The following is a 15,544-nucleotide window of genomic DNA, read 5'->3' as shown; positions in this document are numbered from 1 at the left end:
GGATCTTTCCCCGGGCGGCAGTATAGCCTCCTGATTCAACGGAACGCGTTACGTGGCCACTCCCCTGCCCCAGATCCTGAGCAACCTGCACGCCGCCGCCGAGGCCGCTGGCAGGCCCGACCCACGCCTGCTGGCGGTGTCCAAGACCCAGCCGGCCGAGGCCGTGGCCGCGCTGGCCGCACAGGGCCAGCACGCCTTCGGCGAGAACTACGTGCAGGAAGCACTGGCCAAGATGCAGGCGCTGCAGCACCTGGCGCTGGAATGGCACCTGATCGGCCACCTGCAGTCGAACAAGGCCGATGCCGTGGCCAGCCATTTCGACTGGGTGCAGAGCGTGGACCGTTCCAAGCTGGTGACCGCGCTGGCACGCCATCGCCCGGCCGCGCGCGGCCCGCTGAACGTGCTGATCCAGGTCAACATCGACGATGAGTCCAGCAAGCACGGCTGTGCGCCGGAGGCCGTGGACGCATTGGCCGCCACGATCGCCGCCGAACCCCAGCTGCGCCTGCGCGGCCTGATGGCGATTCCCGCACCGTGGCCGGAGGCCGAGCGTCGTCGGGATGCATTCGTGCGCATGCGCGCCCTTTTCCAGTCACTGGCCGCCCAGTACGCGCAGGTCGATACGCTGTCGATGGGCATGAGCAGCGACTACGCCGAAGCCATCGCCGAGGGTGCCACCCTGGTGCGCATCGGCACCGCCCTGTTCGGCGCCCGCCCGGGCCCGGCCTGATTTTCCAAGGAGACTTCCATGGCAGCTGATTCCATCACCTTCATCGGCGGCGGCAACATGGCCCGCAGCCTGATCGCCGGCCTGATCCGCCAGGGCGTGCCTGCCGCGCACATCCACGTGGCCGAACCGGTGGCCGCACTGCGCGAGTCACTGGCTGCCGACTTCGGCGTGCAGGTGCACGACAACGCCGCCGATGCCGCCGCACAGGGCAATACCTGGCTGCTGGCGGTGAAGCCGCAGGTACTGCGCGATGTATGCCAGTCGCTGCAGGCGCTGGCACAGGCGAACCGACCGCTGGTGGTGTCGATTGCCGCCGGCATCACCAGCACGCAGCTTGAACGCTGGCTGGGCGGGAACCTGCCTGTGGTGCGCGCGATGCCGAACACGCCGGCCCTGCTCGGCGCCGGCGTGACCGGCCTGTACGCCACCGCGTCGGTGGACGCGCAGCAGCACGCACGCGCCGAACAGGTGCTTGCCAGTGCCGGGCGCACGGTGTGGATCGACAGCGAGTCGCTGATGGATTCGGTCACCGCGGTCTCCGGCAGTGGGCCGGCCTATGTGTTCCTGCTGGCCGAAGCGATGGAAGCGGCGGGTATCGCACAGGGCCTGCCTGCAGAAGCGGCGCGCACGCTGGTGGTGCAGACCCTGCTGGGAGCCTCGCGCATGCTCGATGAAGCCGGCGAAAGCCCGGCCGAACTGCGTCGCCGCGTGACCTCGCCGAACGGCACCACCCAGGCCGCGATCGAGAGCTTCCAGGCCGGTGGTTTCGAGGCGCTGGTGGATACGGCGCTGCGCGCCGCGCAGGTGCGTGGGCAGGAACTGTCTGCGGCGAATGATTGATCCCGATGTGTGTCGACCAACGGTCGGCACCTACCATCATCCACGCATGGCGTGGATGTTCATTGCCCCAATGTGGCCATGACGAAATCGACGAAGCACTGCAACCGCGGGCGCGGCCGTCGATCCGGCAGGTAGATCAGATGCATCGGCCGCGGTTCGGGCAGGTAGTCGCGCAGCAGCGGCTTCAACCGCCCGGCCGCGATTTCGCCGGCCAGCAGCGCGGTCGGCTGCAGCACCAGCCCTGCGCCGGCCACGGCGGCCTCGCGCAACGCGACACCATCATTGCAGGTCAGGCGCGCTTCCCAGTCCACCTGTTCGCCGTTGGCCAGCTGCCAGCCATGGCCGCCGCGCCAGGCCAGGTGGCTCAGGCAATCATGCCCCTGCAGATCCGCGGGCGTGCGCGGCGTGCCGCGCCGGCGCAGGTAGGACGGTGCCGCACACAGGCTCATTGCATACGGCGGCAGCGGCCGCGCCACCACCTCCTGCGATGGCAGCGGCCCGACCCGGATCGCCACGTCGAAGCCATCCTCGATCAGGTCCACGCGGCGGTTGCTCAGGTCCAGCTCGATGTTCAACTGCGGCTGCGCGCGCAGCAGGCCGGCCAGTTGTGGCGCCAGCACGCAGCTGCCCCAGGTGGTTGGCGCGCTGACCCGCAGCAGCCCGCGAGGTTGAACCTGCAGGCCGGCCACGTCCGCCTCCGCCTGCTGCACCTGCTCCAGCACCTGCCGGCACCCGGCCAGGTAGGCGCCGCCGGCTTCGGTCAGGCGCTGGCGGCGGGTGTTCCGTTGCAGCAGCGCGGTACCCAGGTGCGCCTCCAGCTGCTGGATGTACTTGCCGACCATCACCGCCGACACCTGCAGCTGTTCGGCAGCTCCTGCAAAGCTCCCGGACTCGGCCACGGCGACGAAGGCCTGCATGCAGCGAAGGGTATCCATTACTAATCCAGAGTTAGGAATCTGCGAAGCATACGCCGCTTACCTAACCCCACTGTGAGGGCGCAGACTGCGCCCATTCCCCCTCTCGCAAGGAACGGCCATGAAGATCCTCCTCGTCGGTGCCAGCGGCACCCTCGGCCAGGCAGTCGCCCACCAGCTCGGCCAGCAGCATCAGATCCTCGCCGCCGGCCGCAACAGCGGTGAGCTGCGCGTCGACCTGACAGACGACGCCAGCGTCGCCGAACTTTTCGCGCGCACCGGTCCGGTCGATGCAGTGATCTCCACCGCTGGCAAGCTGCACTTCGGTCCGCTGAAGGACATGACACCCGAGCAGTTCAACCTCGGCCTGCAGGACAAGCTACTGGGCCAGGTGCGGCTGGCACTGGTCGCCCAGCACCACCTCAACGCCGGCGGCTCGATCACCCTGACCAGCGGCATCGTCAGCGCACAGCCGATCCGCGATGGCGTCAACGCCACCTCGGTGAATGCCGCACTGGAAGGCTTCGTGCGTGCCGCCGCGTTGGAGCTGCTGCCCCGTGGCCTGCGCATCAACGTGGTCAGCCCGAACGTGCTGATCGAATCGATGGCGGCTTACGGCCCCTATTTCCCAGGCTTCGAAGCGGTGAGCGCGCAGCGCGCGGCGCTGGCCTTCCAGCGCGCGGTGGAAGGCATCCAGAGCGGCGAGACGATCACGGTCTGGTAAGAAAAAAGGGGACGGAGGGGATTAAGTCGTTAATGCACAAACGACATAATCCCCTCCGTCCCCTTTTCGCGGATCACTCCCAGCGCATCGGGCCGTCGCCGCGTTCGCCGAGGACGTCTTCGGGGTTGGCCAGGCGGCAGCGCTGCAGCGACAGGCAGCCGCAGCCGATGCAGCCGGTCAGTTCATCGCGCAGCAGTTCCAGCATGCGGATGCGCTCCTCCAGCTCGGTGCGCCAGCGCGCGGACAGCTTGGCCCAGTCGGCCTTGGTCGGCGCGCGGCCCTCGGGCAGGCTTTCGAAGGCACGGCCGACAGCTTCCAGTGGCATGCCCACCCGTTGCGCGACGCGGATCACGGCCAACCGTCGCAGCACGTCACGGCTGTAGCGCCGCTGGTTGCCCGAGGTGCGCAGGCTGCTGATCAGCCCCTTGCGCTCGTAGAAATGCAGCGCGGAAACCGCCACGCCACTGCGCTGGGAGACTTCACCAACGCTGAGTTCCTGGGAAACCATTGCTTGACCTAAACTGCAGTTGAGGTGGCATGCTGCTATCTTCGCCGCCAGTTGACAAGCGCGGCCCGCATCTGACTCGTATGTCCCCCACTCTTTCGCCCGCCGACGCCCGTGCGCCGGCTGATACGTCGATCCTGTCTCCCCGCTATCGCGCCACCACCATCGGCATGGTGGCACTGGTGGCGCTGCATGCCTTCGAGGCCCTGGCGGTGGCGGCCGCCATGCCGACCGTGGCCGAGGCGCTGGATGGCCTGCGCCTGTATGCGCTGGCCTTTGGCGGCACCCTGGCCACCAGTGTCATCGGCATGACCCTGGCCGGACGCTGGGCCGACCGCCAGGGACCAGCTCGGCCGCTGTGGTATGGCCTGGGCTGCTTCGTGCTGGGCCTGCTGCTGGCCGGCTTCGCCATGCGCATGGGCATGCTGGTGGCCGGGCGCCTGCTACAGGGCCTGGGCGCAGGCGCGATCTCGGTCTCGCTGTACGTGATGGTTGGCCGCAGCTATCCCGAACACCTGCGCCCGAAGGTATTCGCCGCGTTCTCCGCCGGCTGGGTGGTGCCGTCGATGATCGGTCCCGCGCTGAGCGGGCTGATCGTGCAGCATCTCGGCTGGCGCTGGGTGTTCCTGGCGGTGCCGCTACTGGCGGTCCCGGCCGCGCTGCTGCTGCGCCCTGCACTGGCACGCATGCAGCCCACTGATGCTGCCAGCAGCGACGATGGACGCGGCAACGTGGTGCGCTGGGCCAGCGGTGCTTCGTTGGCGGCGCTGCTGCTCTACTTCGGCGGCCAGCAGCAGGGCCTGCCTGCGCTGCTCTGCATCGGCGTGGCCATGCTGGCGCTGCTGTTCTGCGTGCACCGCCTGTTGCCAGCCGGCACGTTGCTGCTGCGCCGCGGGTTGCCCAGCGTGATCGCGCTGCGCGGCGTCGCGGCGGCCGCATTCTTCGCCTGTGAGGCCTACCTGCCACTGCTGTTGCAGCGCGAACGCGGGCTCTCGCCCAGCTGGGCCGGCGCGGTGCTCAGCCTCGGCGCATTGGGCTGGTTCGCCGGTTCATGGCTGCAGGGTCACCAGCAGCGCGGCTGGTCACGCCAGCAGCTGCTGCGCGTTGGCACGCCGCTGATGACGATCGGTATCGCCGCCACACTGGCCGTGCTGTTCAACGCAGTGCCGCTGCCGGTGGCCCTGGTCGGCTGGGCCATGACCGGCTTTGGCATGGGCATGATCTACGCCAGCCTGTCGGTGCTGACGCTGTCGTTGTCCGCACCGCACGAGCAGGGTGCCAACACCTCGGCACTGCAGCTGAGCGAGGCGCTGTCGGTGACCACCGCACTGGCGGTGTCCGGTGCTCTGTTCGCGTTGTTCGTGGAAACCGCACCACACACCGGCTACTTCCTGTGCCTGGCAATCACCTTCGGCCTGGCACTGCTGGCCACGGTGATCGCGCGGCGGGTGTAGTACCGCCGCATTGCGGGATTGCCGGCCAGCGGCCGGCACTACCGGCTGCCGGTCCCCATGTCATCGATATCCCGGTGCAGGATGCGCCTCACCTCCAGCACCGCCTGCGGGGTTTCCTGCACGCTGTGGCCGGAGATGATCACCTTCTCCGACAGCGCGCCCGGCAGATGTGCGCTCCAGTACGGCACCAGCCCATCATCGGATTTTTCCACCGGCAGCTCCGGCTTGCGCTGGGCGATGATCGAGTGGTACTTCAGGCCCGTCTCAATCGGCAGCTGTGCGGCGGCCTTCACGAACGGATCGCTGGCCTTGAGGTTGTCGATGCTGTTCGGGATCTTCGGCTTGGCGGTGCCATCGACCTGCTGCTCGGCCTGCGCCAGCGCCATGAACACGTCCTCGAACTTGCCGAGGATTGTCAGCGGCAGGCGTACCAGGCGACCAATCAGGCGACCGACCTTGTTGCCGGCAATGTCGGTGCCCTGGTGCGGCGCGGCGATGAAGATCGCACGCTCCACGTTCGGCTGTGCCTTGAAATGCAGCAGCGGACCCAGCTTGTTCTGCACCCGCTTCAGCCGTTCCCCCTTCAGGTCGTAGTTGGCCAGCAGGTCGTTCCACAGTACATCGCCGGAATCGCTCACCAGCAGGCGCGCCAGCACGCCGCCCATGCTGTGACCGATGTAGACCATGTCCTTCGACGCACGCGTGCTGCCGTTGGGATCGAAATGCTTCAGCGTGTCGTTGAATGCATTGGCGATCTCGTAGCGGTTCAGCGCGATCGGCGCATTGGTCGGGTAATAGACCTGCCACACCTGGAACTGCTGGCGCAGCTCGGGGTCACCCATGATCTCGTTGGCCAGGTTCACCCACGCTTCCGGGCTGCTGGCCAGGCCGTGCAGCATGAAGATGATGCGGCGGTTCGGGTCCCACGGCTGCATCAGGTAGATGTGCGGCTCGCCGATGCCCTCGCTCATGCCGAACAGGGTGCGCAGCGACTGCCGGGCGAAGCCACTCTGCGCCAGCCACAGGCCGTAGGCGGCAGTGAAGTTGCCGGCCAGCGGTACCTGCTCACCGTGCAGAGTGATGCGCTCGGTCGCTTCCGGCGAATAGGCATCCAGCTCGACCCGGCGCGTGCGCATCACGTCTTCCAGGCTGCTGCCCTCGAACCGCAGCAGTGCGGTGACGTTGATCGAGGACATCTCACTGAACTCGGGCACCGAATCGTCATGGCGGTGGCGGCGGCCACGACGCTCGTCGTCTTCGTCGTCCTGCGCGGTTTCAGCCTTCGGGCCGTCGGGCGCGATCACTGGCGCGACCAGTTTCGGCGGGTCCATCACCATCACCAGCTCGGCACCGAAGCCATCGCGGCGATAGGTGCTGCGCAGGCCGACAAAGCTGACGGTACCGGCCGGAACCAGCTGCGCCGGAATGCTCTTCAGACCCAGCTGCTGGTAGTTGGAAGCCAGCGACCAGCTACCGACCGTGAGCGGCTTCGTGTAGTCCTCGCCGGCCAGCGCAGCGGCACGTGCGCGCACGAACAACACCACCGCCGCCTTCTCGGCCGCGTAGTTGTAGTAGTCGCGCACCTGCGTCTGCCGGTCCTCGAAGGCCCGGTCGGACGGTGAGCGGCCGCTGTAGAACAGGTAGGCATAGGCATAGCGCGCGGCTTCCAGCCAGGCATCCAATGCCGCATCGCTCATCGGCGGGTCGCCTGCGGCGGTCTTCTTTGGCGTCATCGCCAATGCAGCCTTCACCCACAGCTCGGACAGCGCCGACAGCCGCTGCTCGACATTGAGGTCGTCGGTCATCAGCAACGTGCTGCGGCAGACCAGGAAGTCCTTCTCGCACTGCGATTCGTCCAGGCCCGCTGCGCTGAGCGTTTCACGCGCGGCGGGGCTGAGCTTGCCAGTGTTGAGCACATCCGCGCGCTTGTTGACCAGTGAATCACTGGATTTGACCTGCTTGACGGTGACCATCGCGCAGCCGCTGCTGCCCAGCAGCAGGAAGGCGGCGAACAACACCGGCAGCAGGCGCTGCCAGCGGGTCAGAAAGAGTTGGGTCATTACTGCGGGTCCTGCTCGGTGCCGGGCACGCCCTGGCGGATCACGGTGGAGAAATGCTCGCCATCACCCAGGTCCAATGCGCGCTGGGTGATGCGGCCCTTGTCGTGCAGCTCGGCGTACGGCACGCCCGGCGTGAGTGCACCGACCTCCTGCGCGTACTCGGCCAGATAGCCGGACAGCAGCAGCCGATAGTCCAACGGCAGGTGCGGTGCGATGTGGCGGGCCAGGTCGAAGACGATGGTCGTGCAGTTGCTGGTCAGCGTGTTGTAGAAGCCCGGCTTGGCATCCAGTTCACGCGCCTGTTCGATGTACGCGGCGAACAGTTCCTTCAGCTGCGCGCGGTCCATGCCATGCAGGCGGTACAGGTAGACATCTTCGCCACGCGCGTTGGTGCGGGTGCGGATGATGTCGGTCTCCTCCGAAGCCACCAGGGTCATCTCGAACTTGCGGAAGAAGCCGCCCAGCGCGGAGAACGACTCACCGCGCTCCTTGCGGATCTCCAGCGAGAACACCACGTGGCGACCATCCTCGAAACCGAACGAGATCAGCGTGTGGGCGATCGCCGGGCCCATCCAGTACGACAGCACCAGGTCGGCCGAGCGCAGCTGGTCCAGGTCGTACTCACGCCGTACCCAGTGCGCGTCGTAGTCGGTTTCGCTGCGCCAGCTGAAGTCGCGCACGTTGTCCAGCACCACGTGGCGCCCGTCGAAGGACACCACGTGCAGGCGCTGGGCCACGTCATCGGCCCACACGCGGTCCTGGCGCGGGGTCAGCAGCAGCCACCACAGGCCGGCCAGCGCCAGCGCCGCACCGAAGGCCGTGCCCAGGCGGCGCGAGGCACGTCCCCGCGCGACCCGCCACGACGCCCACAGCGCCACCAGCAGCCACAGCACGGCCACGCCGGTGGCCAGCCAACCCGGCCCCGGCAGCTGGTAGGCCAGCAGCCCGCTCACCCACAGCGCCGCCAGCGCCATGGCACTCCCTGTCATCCAACGTCCTGCGGCGTTCACTGGCATCCTGTCGCGGTCTTGAAGCCGCATAGTTAGCCACAAGCGGGTTCACCGTGGCATCTACGGACCGTTCAGGCTGGGCAGCGCACCGTCGGCGGCGGCCTCTGCGGCCAGGTTCACTTCACAGGAGCAACGATGGGCATCACTTCCGTGGCCGGCGTTCCGGTCCAACCCCGGCACCGAGCCACCTGCCACTGCGGCACGGTCGAACTGCTGCTGGACCTGCCGGACGGTATTGTCGAACCCCGCCGCTGCGACTGCTCTATGTGCCGGCGCCGGGGGGCCATTGCCGCCAGCGTCAGCCGCGCGGGCCTGCAGGTGGTGCGCGGGCAGAACCACCTGCAGCTGTACCAGTTCAACACCCATGTGGCCGAGCACTATTTCTGTGGCGTGTGCGGCATCTACACCCATCACCGGCGCCGCTCCAACCCGGAACAGTACGGCTACAACGTGGCCTGCCTGGAAGGCATCGACCCGTTCGCGCTGGGTGTGATCCCGGTCAACGATGGGGTCAACCATCCCGCCGACCGCACCGGTTAGTGGCGCGTGCGCCGTGGTGGTGCGGCAACCTTCTGCCAGGGGGCCATGCCGCTGCGGCCGGCCCGCACCGGGCGCTTCAGCCAGGGCCGGCGGGGCGTCGCCTGCGGTTCGGTGGCGACCGGGGGAGGAACAGGTCTGCGGCCGGGCCAGAGATGATCGAGCAGCCACATGGCAGGTCTCCGTGGGGGACGGGGACGACCTACGCTAGCGGCACCTGGGCAAAGAACGGGTGAGGGTGCTGCGGCAGCCAGATGACAGCCGCCCCCCCTCAGTCCTGCGGCCGTGACCGGCCCAGGCGGCGCACCAGCACGAAGAACAACGGCACCAGCACCACTGCCAGCACCGTGCCGGAGACCATGCCACCGATCACGCTCATGCCGATTTCACGGCGGCTGACTGCGCCCGCGCCGGTGGCCAACGCCAACGGGATCACACCGGCCACGAAGGCCAACGACGTCATCACGATCGGGCGCAGGCGCAGGCGTGCGCCCTGCAGGGCCGCTTCCACCGCTGAACTGCCAGCACGATAGCGGGCCTCGGCAAACTCCACGATCAGGATCGCGTTCTTGGCCGACAGGCCGATGGTGGTCAGCAGACCCACCTGGAAGTAGATGTCGTTGACGAACCCGGCCGCGGTGGTCGCCAGCACCGTACCAATCACGCCCAATGGGATCACCAGCACCACTGCCACCGGCACCGTCCAGCTCTCATAGAGCGCTGCCAGACACAGGAAGATGAAGGCAATGGAGGCGATGTACAGCCACAACGTCTGGTTGCTGGCCAGTTGTTCCTGGTAGGACAGGCCACTCCACTGCAGGTCGAACCCGGGTTGATCGGCAACCAGCGCCTGCATGCGCTGCATCGCCTCGCCCGAGCTGCGGCCTTCGGCAGCGCTGCCCTGGATCTGCATCGCCGGCAGGCCGTTGAAGCGCTGCTGCAGTTGCGGCCCGCGCGCCCAGTGGCTGCTGGCGAAACTGGCAAACGACGCCATCTGGCCGTTGCCACCGCGCACATACCACTGGCCGATGTCGTCGGGCACGCTGCGGTAGGGCTGGTCGCCCTGCATGTAGACCCGCTTGACCCGGCCACGGTCGAGGAAATCGTTGATGTAGCTGCCGCCCCAGGCCGCGGACAACGTTGAATTGATGTCGGCCTGGGCCAGGCCCAGTGCGCTGGCCTGGGCATGGTCGATGTCCAGCCGCAGCTCGGCCTTGTCGCCCAGACCGTTCAGGCGCACCGAGGTGAGCCCGTCGTCTTCGCCGGCCGCACGCACCACCTGTTCCTGCGCCGCCTGCAGGGCCACGCGCCCGGCCGCGCTGGTGTCCTGCAGCCACAGTTCGAAGCCGCTGGACTGGCCCAGTCCACGCACCGCCGGCGGTGCCAGTACATTGACCTTGGCATCCGGCAAGCGGCGGAAGTAGGCATTGGCTCGCGTGATGATCGCCGCAGCGGTGTTGTCGCCCGTGCGCTCATCCCAGGGTTTCAGGGCGAGAAAGCCCTGCCCGGCGTTCTGGCCGGTGCCGGCATTGTTGCGGCCGACCACCACGAACACCACATCCAGGTTCTGCTTTTCGTGCTCCATGAAGTAGCGGCTGATCTGCTCGCCCAATGCTTCGGTACGCGCCATCGGCGTGCCTTCCGGCGTGGAGAACTGGAAGGTTACCTGGCCCTGGTCTTCCACCGGCAGGAAGCCGGTGGGCATGCGCGCGTACAGCGCGACCATGGCGACCACCAGCAGCAGGTAGAACGCCATCCAGCGCCGCGGCCGGGAGACGACGCCGCCGAGTCTGCCCTGGTAGGCCAACTGGCTGCGCTCGACGCCCCGGTTGAACGCCCGGAAGAAACGACCCTGTGGCTTCTGCGCCGAAGACGGCTTGAGCAGGGTCGCGCACAGCGCCGGGGTCAGCGTCAGCGCCACCAGCGCCGACAATGCCATGGCGGATGCAATCGTGATCGAGAACTGCCGGTAGATGATGCCGGTGGAACCACCGAACAGCGCCATCGGCAGGAACACCGCGCCCAGCACCACGGTGATGCCGATCAACGCGCCGGTGATCTCGCCCATCGATTTTTCGGTCGCTTCGCGCGGCGGCAGATGCTCGTCGTGGATGATGCGCTCCACGTTCTCCACCACCACGATCGCATCGTCGACCAGCAGGCCGATCGCCAGCACCATCGCGAACAGGGTCAGTGTGTTGATGGTGAATCCGGCAACGGCCAGCACGCCGAAGGTGCCCAGCAGCACCACAGGCACCGTGATCGCCGGAATCAGCGTGGCGCGCAGGTTCTGCAGGAACAGGAACATCACCACCACGACCAGCACGATGGCTTCGATGAGGGTATGGATGACCCCCTCGATCGAGACCCGCACGAACGGTGTGCTGTCACGCGGGTAGGCCACCTGCAGGCCGGGCGGGAAAGTCGGCCGCAGCCGTTCGATCTCCGCGCGCACCGCATCGGCCGTGGCCAACGCATTGGCACCGGAGGCCAGGGTGACCGAGAAGCCAGCCGCCGGATAGCCATTGAGATAGCTGCTGGTCTGGTAGTTCTCCGCGCCAATCTCGACCCGTGCGACGTCGCCCAGCAACACCGCCGCGCCATTGGGCAGCGTGCGCAGGATGATCGCGCGGAACTGTTCGGGCGTCTGCAGGCGCGACTGCGCGGTGACCGTGGCGTTGAGGCTCTGCGTCGGGCTGGACGGCATCGCGCCCAGCTCACCCGCCGTCACCTGGGTGTTCTGCGCCTGGATCGCAGCGCGAACGTCCGAGGGCATCAGGTCATAGGCGCGCAGCTTGTGCGGGTCCAGCCACACGCGCATTGCGTAAGCCGAGCCGAACACGTTGATCTCGCCGACACCGGGAATGCGGCTGATCGGATCCTGCACATTGCTGACAAGGAAATCGGAGACGTCCACGCGCTCCATGCGCCGGCTGGTGTCGTACAGCGAGACCACCATCAGCGAATCGCCCTGCGACTTGGCGACCGTCACGCCCTGCTGCTGCACTTCCTGCGGCAGCCGGTTGATGGCCTGGTTGACGCTGTTCTGCACCTGCACCTGGGCGATATCCGGGTTGGCGCTCTGGTCGAAGGTGACCGTGATGCGCGCCTGCCCCGATGACGAACTGGTGGAGGAGAAATACAACAGGTGATCGATGCCTTTGATCTGCTGCTCGATCACCTGGGTGACGCTGTCTTCCACCGTCTGCGCCGAGGCACCGGTGTAGTTGGCGGTGATGTTGACCTGCGGCGGCGCGATGTCCGGGTACTGCTCCACCGGCAGCTGGGTCACCGCGATGGTGCCGAAGGCCATGATGCAGATCGCCAGGACCCAGGCGAATACCGGGCGATGGATGAAGAAGCGCGGCAGCATCTGCTCAGTCCTTCCCGGCCGGTGCCGGTGCCGGTGCCGGCTTCACCCGTACCGTCATGCCATCGGCCAGGCCCTGCGCGCCGGCTACCACCACCTGCTCACCGGCGGCCAGGCCATCGAGCACCAGCCACTGATCGCCCACCGCACGCGCGGTGCGGAACAGGCGCAGCCGCGCCTTGCCGTCCTTGTCCACCAGCCACGCCTGTGCCTCGCCCTTGGGGCTGCGGTCGACCGCAGCCTGTGGCACCAGCAGCGCCTGCTGGCGGGTTCCCTGCCCCACCAGCGCGCGCACGTACATGCCTGGCAGCAGCTGCCCATCCGGGTTGGGGAAACGCGCCCGCAGGGTGATGCTGCCGGTCTCCTGCTGCACGTCCACGTCGGCGAATTCCAGCGTGCCGGGCAGCGGGTAGTCGGTGCCATCGGACAAGCGCAGCCGCACCGGTGCTGTGTCGGCCTGCACGCCACCGTCGGCGATGGCGCGGCGCAGTGCCAGGTACTCATTGCTGGACTGGGTGATGTCCACGTTCATCGGGTCCATCTGCTGCACCCGTGCCAGTGGATCGGCCTGGCCCGAGGTGACCAGCGCCCCCGGCGTGAACAGCGCGCGGCCGATGCGCCCGGCAATCGGCGAGGTCACCGTGGCGAACCCCAGCCGTGTGCTGGCCGTGTCACGCGCGGCCTGTGCGGCCTGCGCCGCGGCGGCAGCCTGCTGGTCGCTGGCGATCGCATCGTCCACGTCCTGGCGCGCGGCCAGCTGGTCCTTGCCCAACGCCTGCATGCGCTGCGCCCGCAGGCGCGCGGTCACCGCAGCGGCCTCGGCGGTCTTCAGGTTGGCCTGCGCCTCGTTCAGCGCAGCCTGGTACAGCGCGGGCTCGATCTGGAACAGTGGCTGCCCGGCCTTCACCCACTGGCCCTGCTCGAACAACCGCTTCACCAGCACGCCATCCACCTGCGGACGCACGTCCGATTCCTGCGAGGCAACGCTGCGCCCAGGCAGTTCCTGCTGCAGTGCCAGCGGCTGGCTGCGCAGGGTCAGCACCGTCACCTCAGGCGTCGTCGCGCCGGGCTTGGGCGCGTCCTTGCCGCAGGCGCTGAGCAGGCCGGCCAGGGCGAGCGCCAGCAGCGGCAGGCCCGCGGTTCGCGGCAGCCGCCAAGCACGGTACGGACGGGAGGGGTTCGGAAGGATCATCGGCTGCAGGTTCCACGCGTGGGGGAGCGTTCGGCGCCGAATATAGAAGACGTGGCGGCACGATCCTGCTAAATGGCGCATGAAACATTTTTCATTTGCAGTCGCTGCCCACGATTGCGAGGATGCCCCTGTCCCACTCTGCACACTGGCCCATGCCGCGCGTACTCACCATCGAGGACGATCTTGTCACCGCCGAGGAGATCGCCACCGAACTGCGCAGCCACGGCTTCGACGTGGACCTGGCCAGCGACGGCAGCAACGGCCTGGCGCTGGCACGTGCAGGCGACTACGCGGTGATCACCCTGGACCGCATGCTGCCCGGCATCGACGGGCTGGCCCTGGTCACCGCCTTGCGCCGTGAAGGCATCACCACGCCGGTGCTGATGATCAGCGCACTGTCGGACGTGGATGAACGCGTGCGTGGCCTGCGCGCCGGTGGCGACGACTACCTGACCAAGCCCTTCGCCTCCGATGAGATGGCCGCACGCGTGGAAGTGCTGATCCGGCGCCAGGGCCAGGCCGCTGCCATCGACAACGTGCTGCGCGCCGGTGACCTGGAACTGGACCTGATGACCCGTTCGGCGCGACGCGGCGGGCATGAAATCGCGCTACTGCCGACCGAGTTCAAGCTGCTCGAATTCCTGGTCCGCAACGCCGGCCAGGTGGTCACCCGCAGCATGCTGTTCCAGGAAGTCTGGGGCTACCACTTCGATCCGGGCACCAACCTGATCGACGTGCATATCGGCCGCGTGCGCAAACGCATCGAACAACCCGGCCGACCGCAGCCGATCATGACCGTACGTGGAACCGGCTATGTCTTCGACGCGCAATCCTGACCACTGGCGCTCTTCCAGCAGCAGACTGCTGGGCCTGTACTGCATCCTGTTCGTGGCGTGGTCGAGCCTGCTGCTGGGCGTGATGTACTGGCGCATCTCGGATTACCTGAGTGACCTGACCGAATCAGGCCTGCAGCAGCGCGCCCACCTGTTCATGAGCTTCGACGGGCCGGCACTGGATGAAGCATTGCGCGACAGCCAGCGCTTCGATCTGCACCAGGTCTATACCTATGGGTTGTTCGACAAGGGCGGCATGCCGATGGCGGGCCCGCTGACAGCGATCCCCGAGGGGCTGCCGCTGGATGGCAACTCGCATGCGGTGGACGGTTGGACGCTGGCCGATGGCCGCCACGACAACGGCGGCAGTGCGCTCGGCGTGGTAACCCGCGATGGCCGCACGCTGGTATTCGTGCGCCAGAACGGCAAGCTCATGGCGGTCAACAGCATCATCCTTGATGCACTGCTGTGGGGCGTGTCGCTGACCGTCATTCCCGGCCTGGTGGGCTGGCATCTGCTGCGCCGGCGCCCGTTGAAACGGATCCAGCAGATCGAAGCGGCCACCAACCGCATCGTTGCCGGCGACCTCGGCCAGCGCCTGCCGGTGTCCAGCCGTCGCGACGAGATCGATCGGCTGTCGAGCATCGTCAACGCCATGCTGGAACGCATCGAACAGCTGATGACCGAGGTCAAAGGCGTGTGCGACAGCATCGCCCACGATCTGCGCACGCCGCTGACCCGCCTGCGCGCGCATCTTTACCGCATGCGCGTGGGCCTGGACGAACGGGACCCGCATGCCGATCCACTGGACAAGGCGCTGGCCGAGACTGACATGCTGATGGCGCGCTTCGCCGCGCTGCTGCGGGTGTCGGAACTGGAGAGCCACCAGCGACGTTCAGCCTTCGACGCGGTCGACGTCACCGAGCTGCTGCAGGAACTGCACCAGTTCTACCTGCCGCTGGCCGAAGAGAAGCAGCAGTTGCTGGAGCTGCAGGTGGACCCGAAGGTGGGCCCGCTGCGTGGCGACCGCGAGCTGCTGTTCGAAGCGCTGGCCAACCTGCTGTCCAATGCCCTGCAGTTCACCCCTGCACACGGCCGCATCCTGCTGCGTGCGGTCGATGATCACGGCGCCCCGAGGATCGATGTGATCGACAACGGGCCGGGCATTCCGCCACAGGACCGCACGCTGATCTACCAGCGCTTCTTCCGTGGCAGCAGCAGCGCCGGCCAGGGGCCTGGATTCGGCCTGGGCCTGTCGATCGTGGCCGCCATTGCCGGCCTGCACGGCTTCCGTGTCCGCGCCGGCAGCGCCCCCGGTGGCGGCGCCTGGATGAGCATCCGCGGCGCGACGGACGGCCTGCCCTGACGCCGGGCC

The 15,544-nt window shown here is 67.6% G+C and carries 13 protein-coding genes; 7 read left to right on the top strand and 6 right to left on the bottom strand.

The window, feature by feature from the left end:
• Positions 1 to 52: 52 nt before the first annotated feature.
• Both ACZK3J_RS04810 and proC read left to right on the top strand, forming a co-directional pair.
• Positions 53 to 730, top strand: coding sequence for a YggS family pyridoxal phosphate-dependent enzyme (locus ACZK3J_RS04810; protein WP_100437445.1), 678 nt, complete (start codon positions 53 to 55; stop codon positions 728 to 730).
• A gap of 18 nt (positions 731 to 748) precedes the next feature.
• The gene (gene proC / locus ACZK3J_RS04805) at positions 749 to 1,570 is read left to right on the top strand and encodes a pyrroline-5-carboxylate reductase (RefSeq protein ID WP_100437444.1); all 822 of its coding nucleotides are present in this window, start codon (positions 749 to 751) and stop codon (positions 1,568 to 1,570) included.
• A gap of 59 nt (positions 1,571 to 1,629) precedes the next feature.
• On the opposite strand, the gene ACZK3J_RS04800 is transcribed toward proC, so the two are convergent.
• Positions 1,630 to 2,505, bottom strand: a complete 876-nt coding sequence (locus ACZK3J_RS04800) for a LysR family transcriptional regulator (protein WP_100437443.1) — start codon at positions 2,503 to 2,505, stop codon at positions 1,630 to 1,632.
• Between the two features lie 100 nt (positions 2,506 to 2,605).
• Here ACZK3J_RS04800 and ACZK3J_RS04795 point away from each other — a divergent pair, with 100 nt between their 5' ends.
• Positions 2,606 to 3,208, top strand: coding sequence for a short chain dehydrogenase (locus tag ACZK3J_RS04795; protein ID WP_100437442.1), 603 nt, complete (start codon positions 2,606 to 2,608; stop codon positions 3,206 to 3,208).
• 73 nt (positions 3,209 to 3,281) lie between these two features.
• On the opposite strand, the gene soxR is transcribed toward ACZK3J_RS04795, so the two are convergent.
• Positions 3,282 to 3,716 carry a redox-sensitive transcriptional activator SoxR gene (soxR, locus tag ACZK3J_RS04790; protein ID WP_071228048.1) on the bottom strand — a complete coding sequence of 145 codons (435 nt, stop codon included), beginning with the start codon at positions 3,714 to 3,716 and terminating at the stop codon, positions 3,282 to 3,284.
• Between the two features lie 29 nt (positions 3,717 to 3,745).
• Between soxR and ACZK3J_RS04785 the strand changes: the two genes are divergently transcribed.
• Positions 3,746 to 5,167 (top strand): MFS transporter, encoded by a 1,422-nt coding sequence (locus ACZK3J_RS04785; protein ID WP_478476462.1) that lies wholly within the window; start codon positions 3,746 to 3,748, stop codon positions 5,165 to 5,167.
• A 38-nt stretch (positions 5,168 to 5,205) separates the two neighbouring features.
• Here ACZK3J_RS04785 and ACZK3J_RS04780 read toward each other — a convergent pair whose 3' ends face one another.
• A complete protein-coding gene (locus ACZK3J_RS04780) occupies positions 5,206 to 7,227 on the bottom strand; it encodes an esterase/lipase family protein (protein ID WP_478476461.1) in 2,022 nt (673 codons plus the stop codon).
• Positions 7,227 to 8,201 (bottom strand): Lnb N-terminal periplasmic domain-containing protein, encoded by a 975-nt coding sequence (locus ACZK3J_RS04775; RefSeq protein ID WP_478476961.1) that lies wholly within the window; start codon positions 8,199 to 8,201, stop codon positions 7,227 to 7,229. The genes ACZK3J_RS04780 and ACZK3J_RS04775 overlap by 1 nt, the downstream gene beginning before the upstream one ends.
• A 171-nt stretch (positions 8,202 to 8,372) precedes the next feature.
• Here ACZK3J_RS04775 and ACZK3J_RS04770 point away from each other — a divergent pair, with 171 nt between their 5' ends.
• Positions 8,373 to 8,777, top strand: a complete 405-nt coding sequence (locus ACZK3J_RS04770) for a GFA family protein (RefSeq protein ID WP_012510263.1) — start codon at positions 8,373 to 8,375, stop codon at positions 8,775 to 8,777.
• 268 nt (positions 8,778 to 9,045) lie between these two features.
• On the opposite strand, the gene ACZK3J_RS04765 is transcribed toward ACZK3J_RS04770, so the two are convergent.
• A complete protein-coding gene (locus tag ACZK3J_RS04765; protein WP_423163225.1) occupies positions 9,046 to 12,147 on the bottom strand; it encodes an efflux RND transporter permease subunit in 3,102 nt (1,033 codons plus the stop codon).
• A 4-nt stretch (positions 12,148 to 12,151) separates the two neighbouring features.
• Entirely contained in the window at positions 12,152 to 13,336 is a 1,185-nt protein-coding gene (locus ACZK3J_RS04760) for an efflux RND transporter periplasmic adaptor subunit (RefSeq protein WP_100437438.1), read from the bottom strand.
• Between the two features lie 152 nt (positions 13,337 to 13,488).
• Here ACZK3J_RS04760 and ACZK3J_RS04755 point away from each other — a divergent pair, with 152 nt between their 5' ends.
• Positions 13,489 to 14,172 (top strand): response regulator transcription factor, encoded by a 684-nt coding sequence (locus tag ACZK3J_RS04755; protein WP_100437437.1) that lies wholly within the window; start codon positions 13,489 to 13,491, stop codon positions 14,170 to 14,172.
• Positions 14,150 to 15,535, top strand: a complete 1,386-nt coding sequence (locus ACZK3J_RS04750; protein ID WP_100437436.1) for a sensor histidine kinase — start codon at positions 14,150 to 14,152, stop codon at positions 15,533 to 15,535. The genes ACZK3J_RS04755 and ACZK3J_RS04750 overlap by 23 nt, the downstream gene beginning before the upstream one ends.
• The last annotated feature ends 9 nt before the right edge of the window (positions 15,536 to 15,544 follow it).

The sequence above is a fragment of the Stenotrophomonas sp. 86428_Sma genome (genome assembly GCF_056481585.1).
Note: the sequence above shows the minus strand (reverse complement) of the source record. Positions and strands in the feature narration are given on the sequence as shown.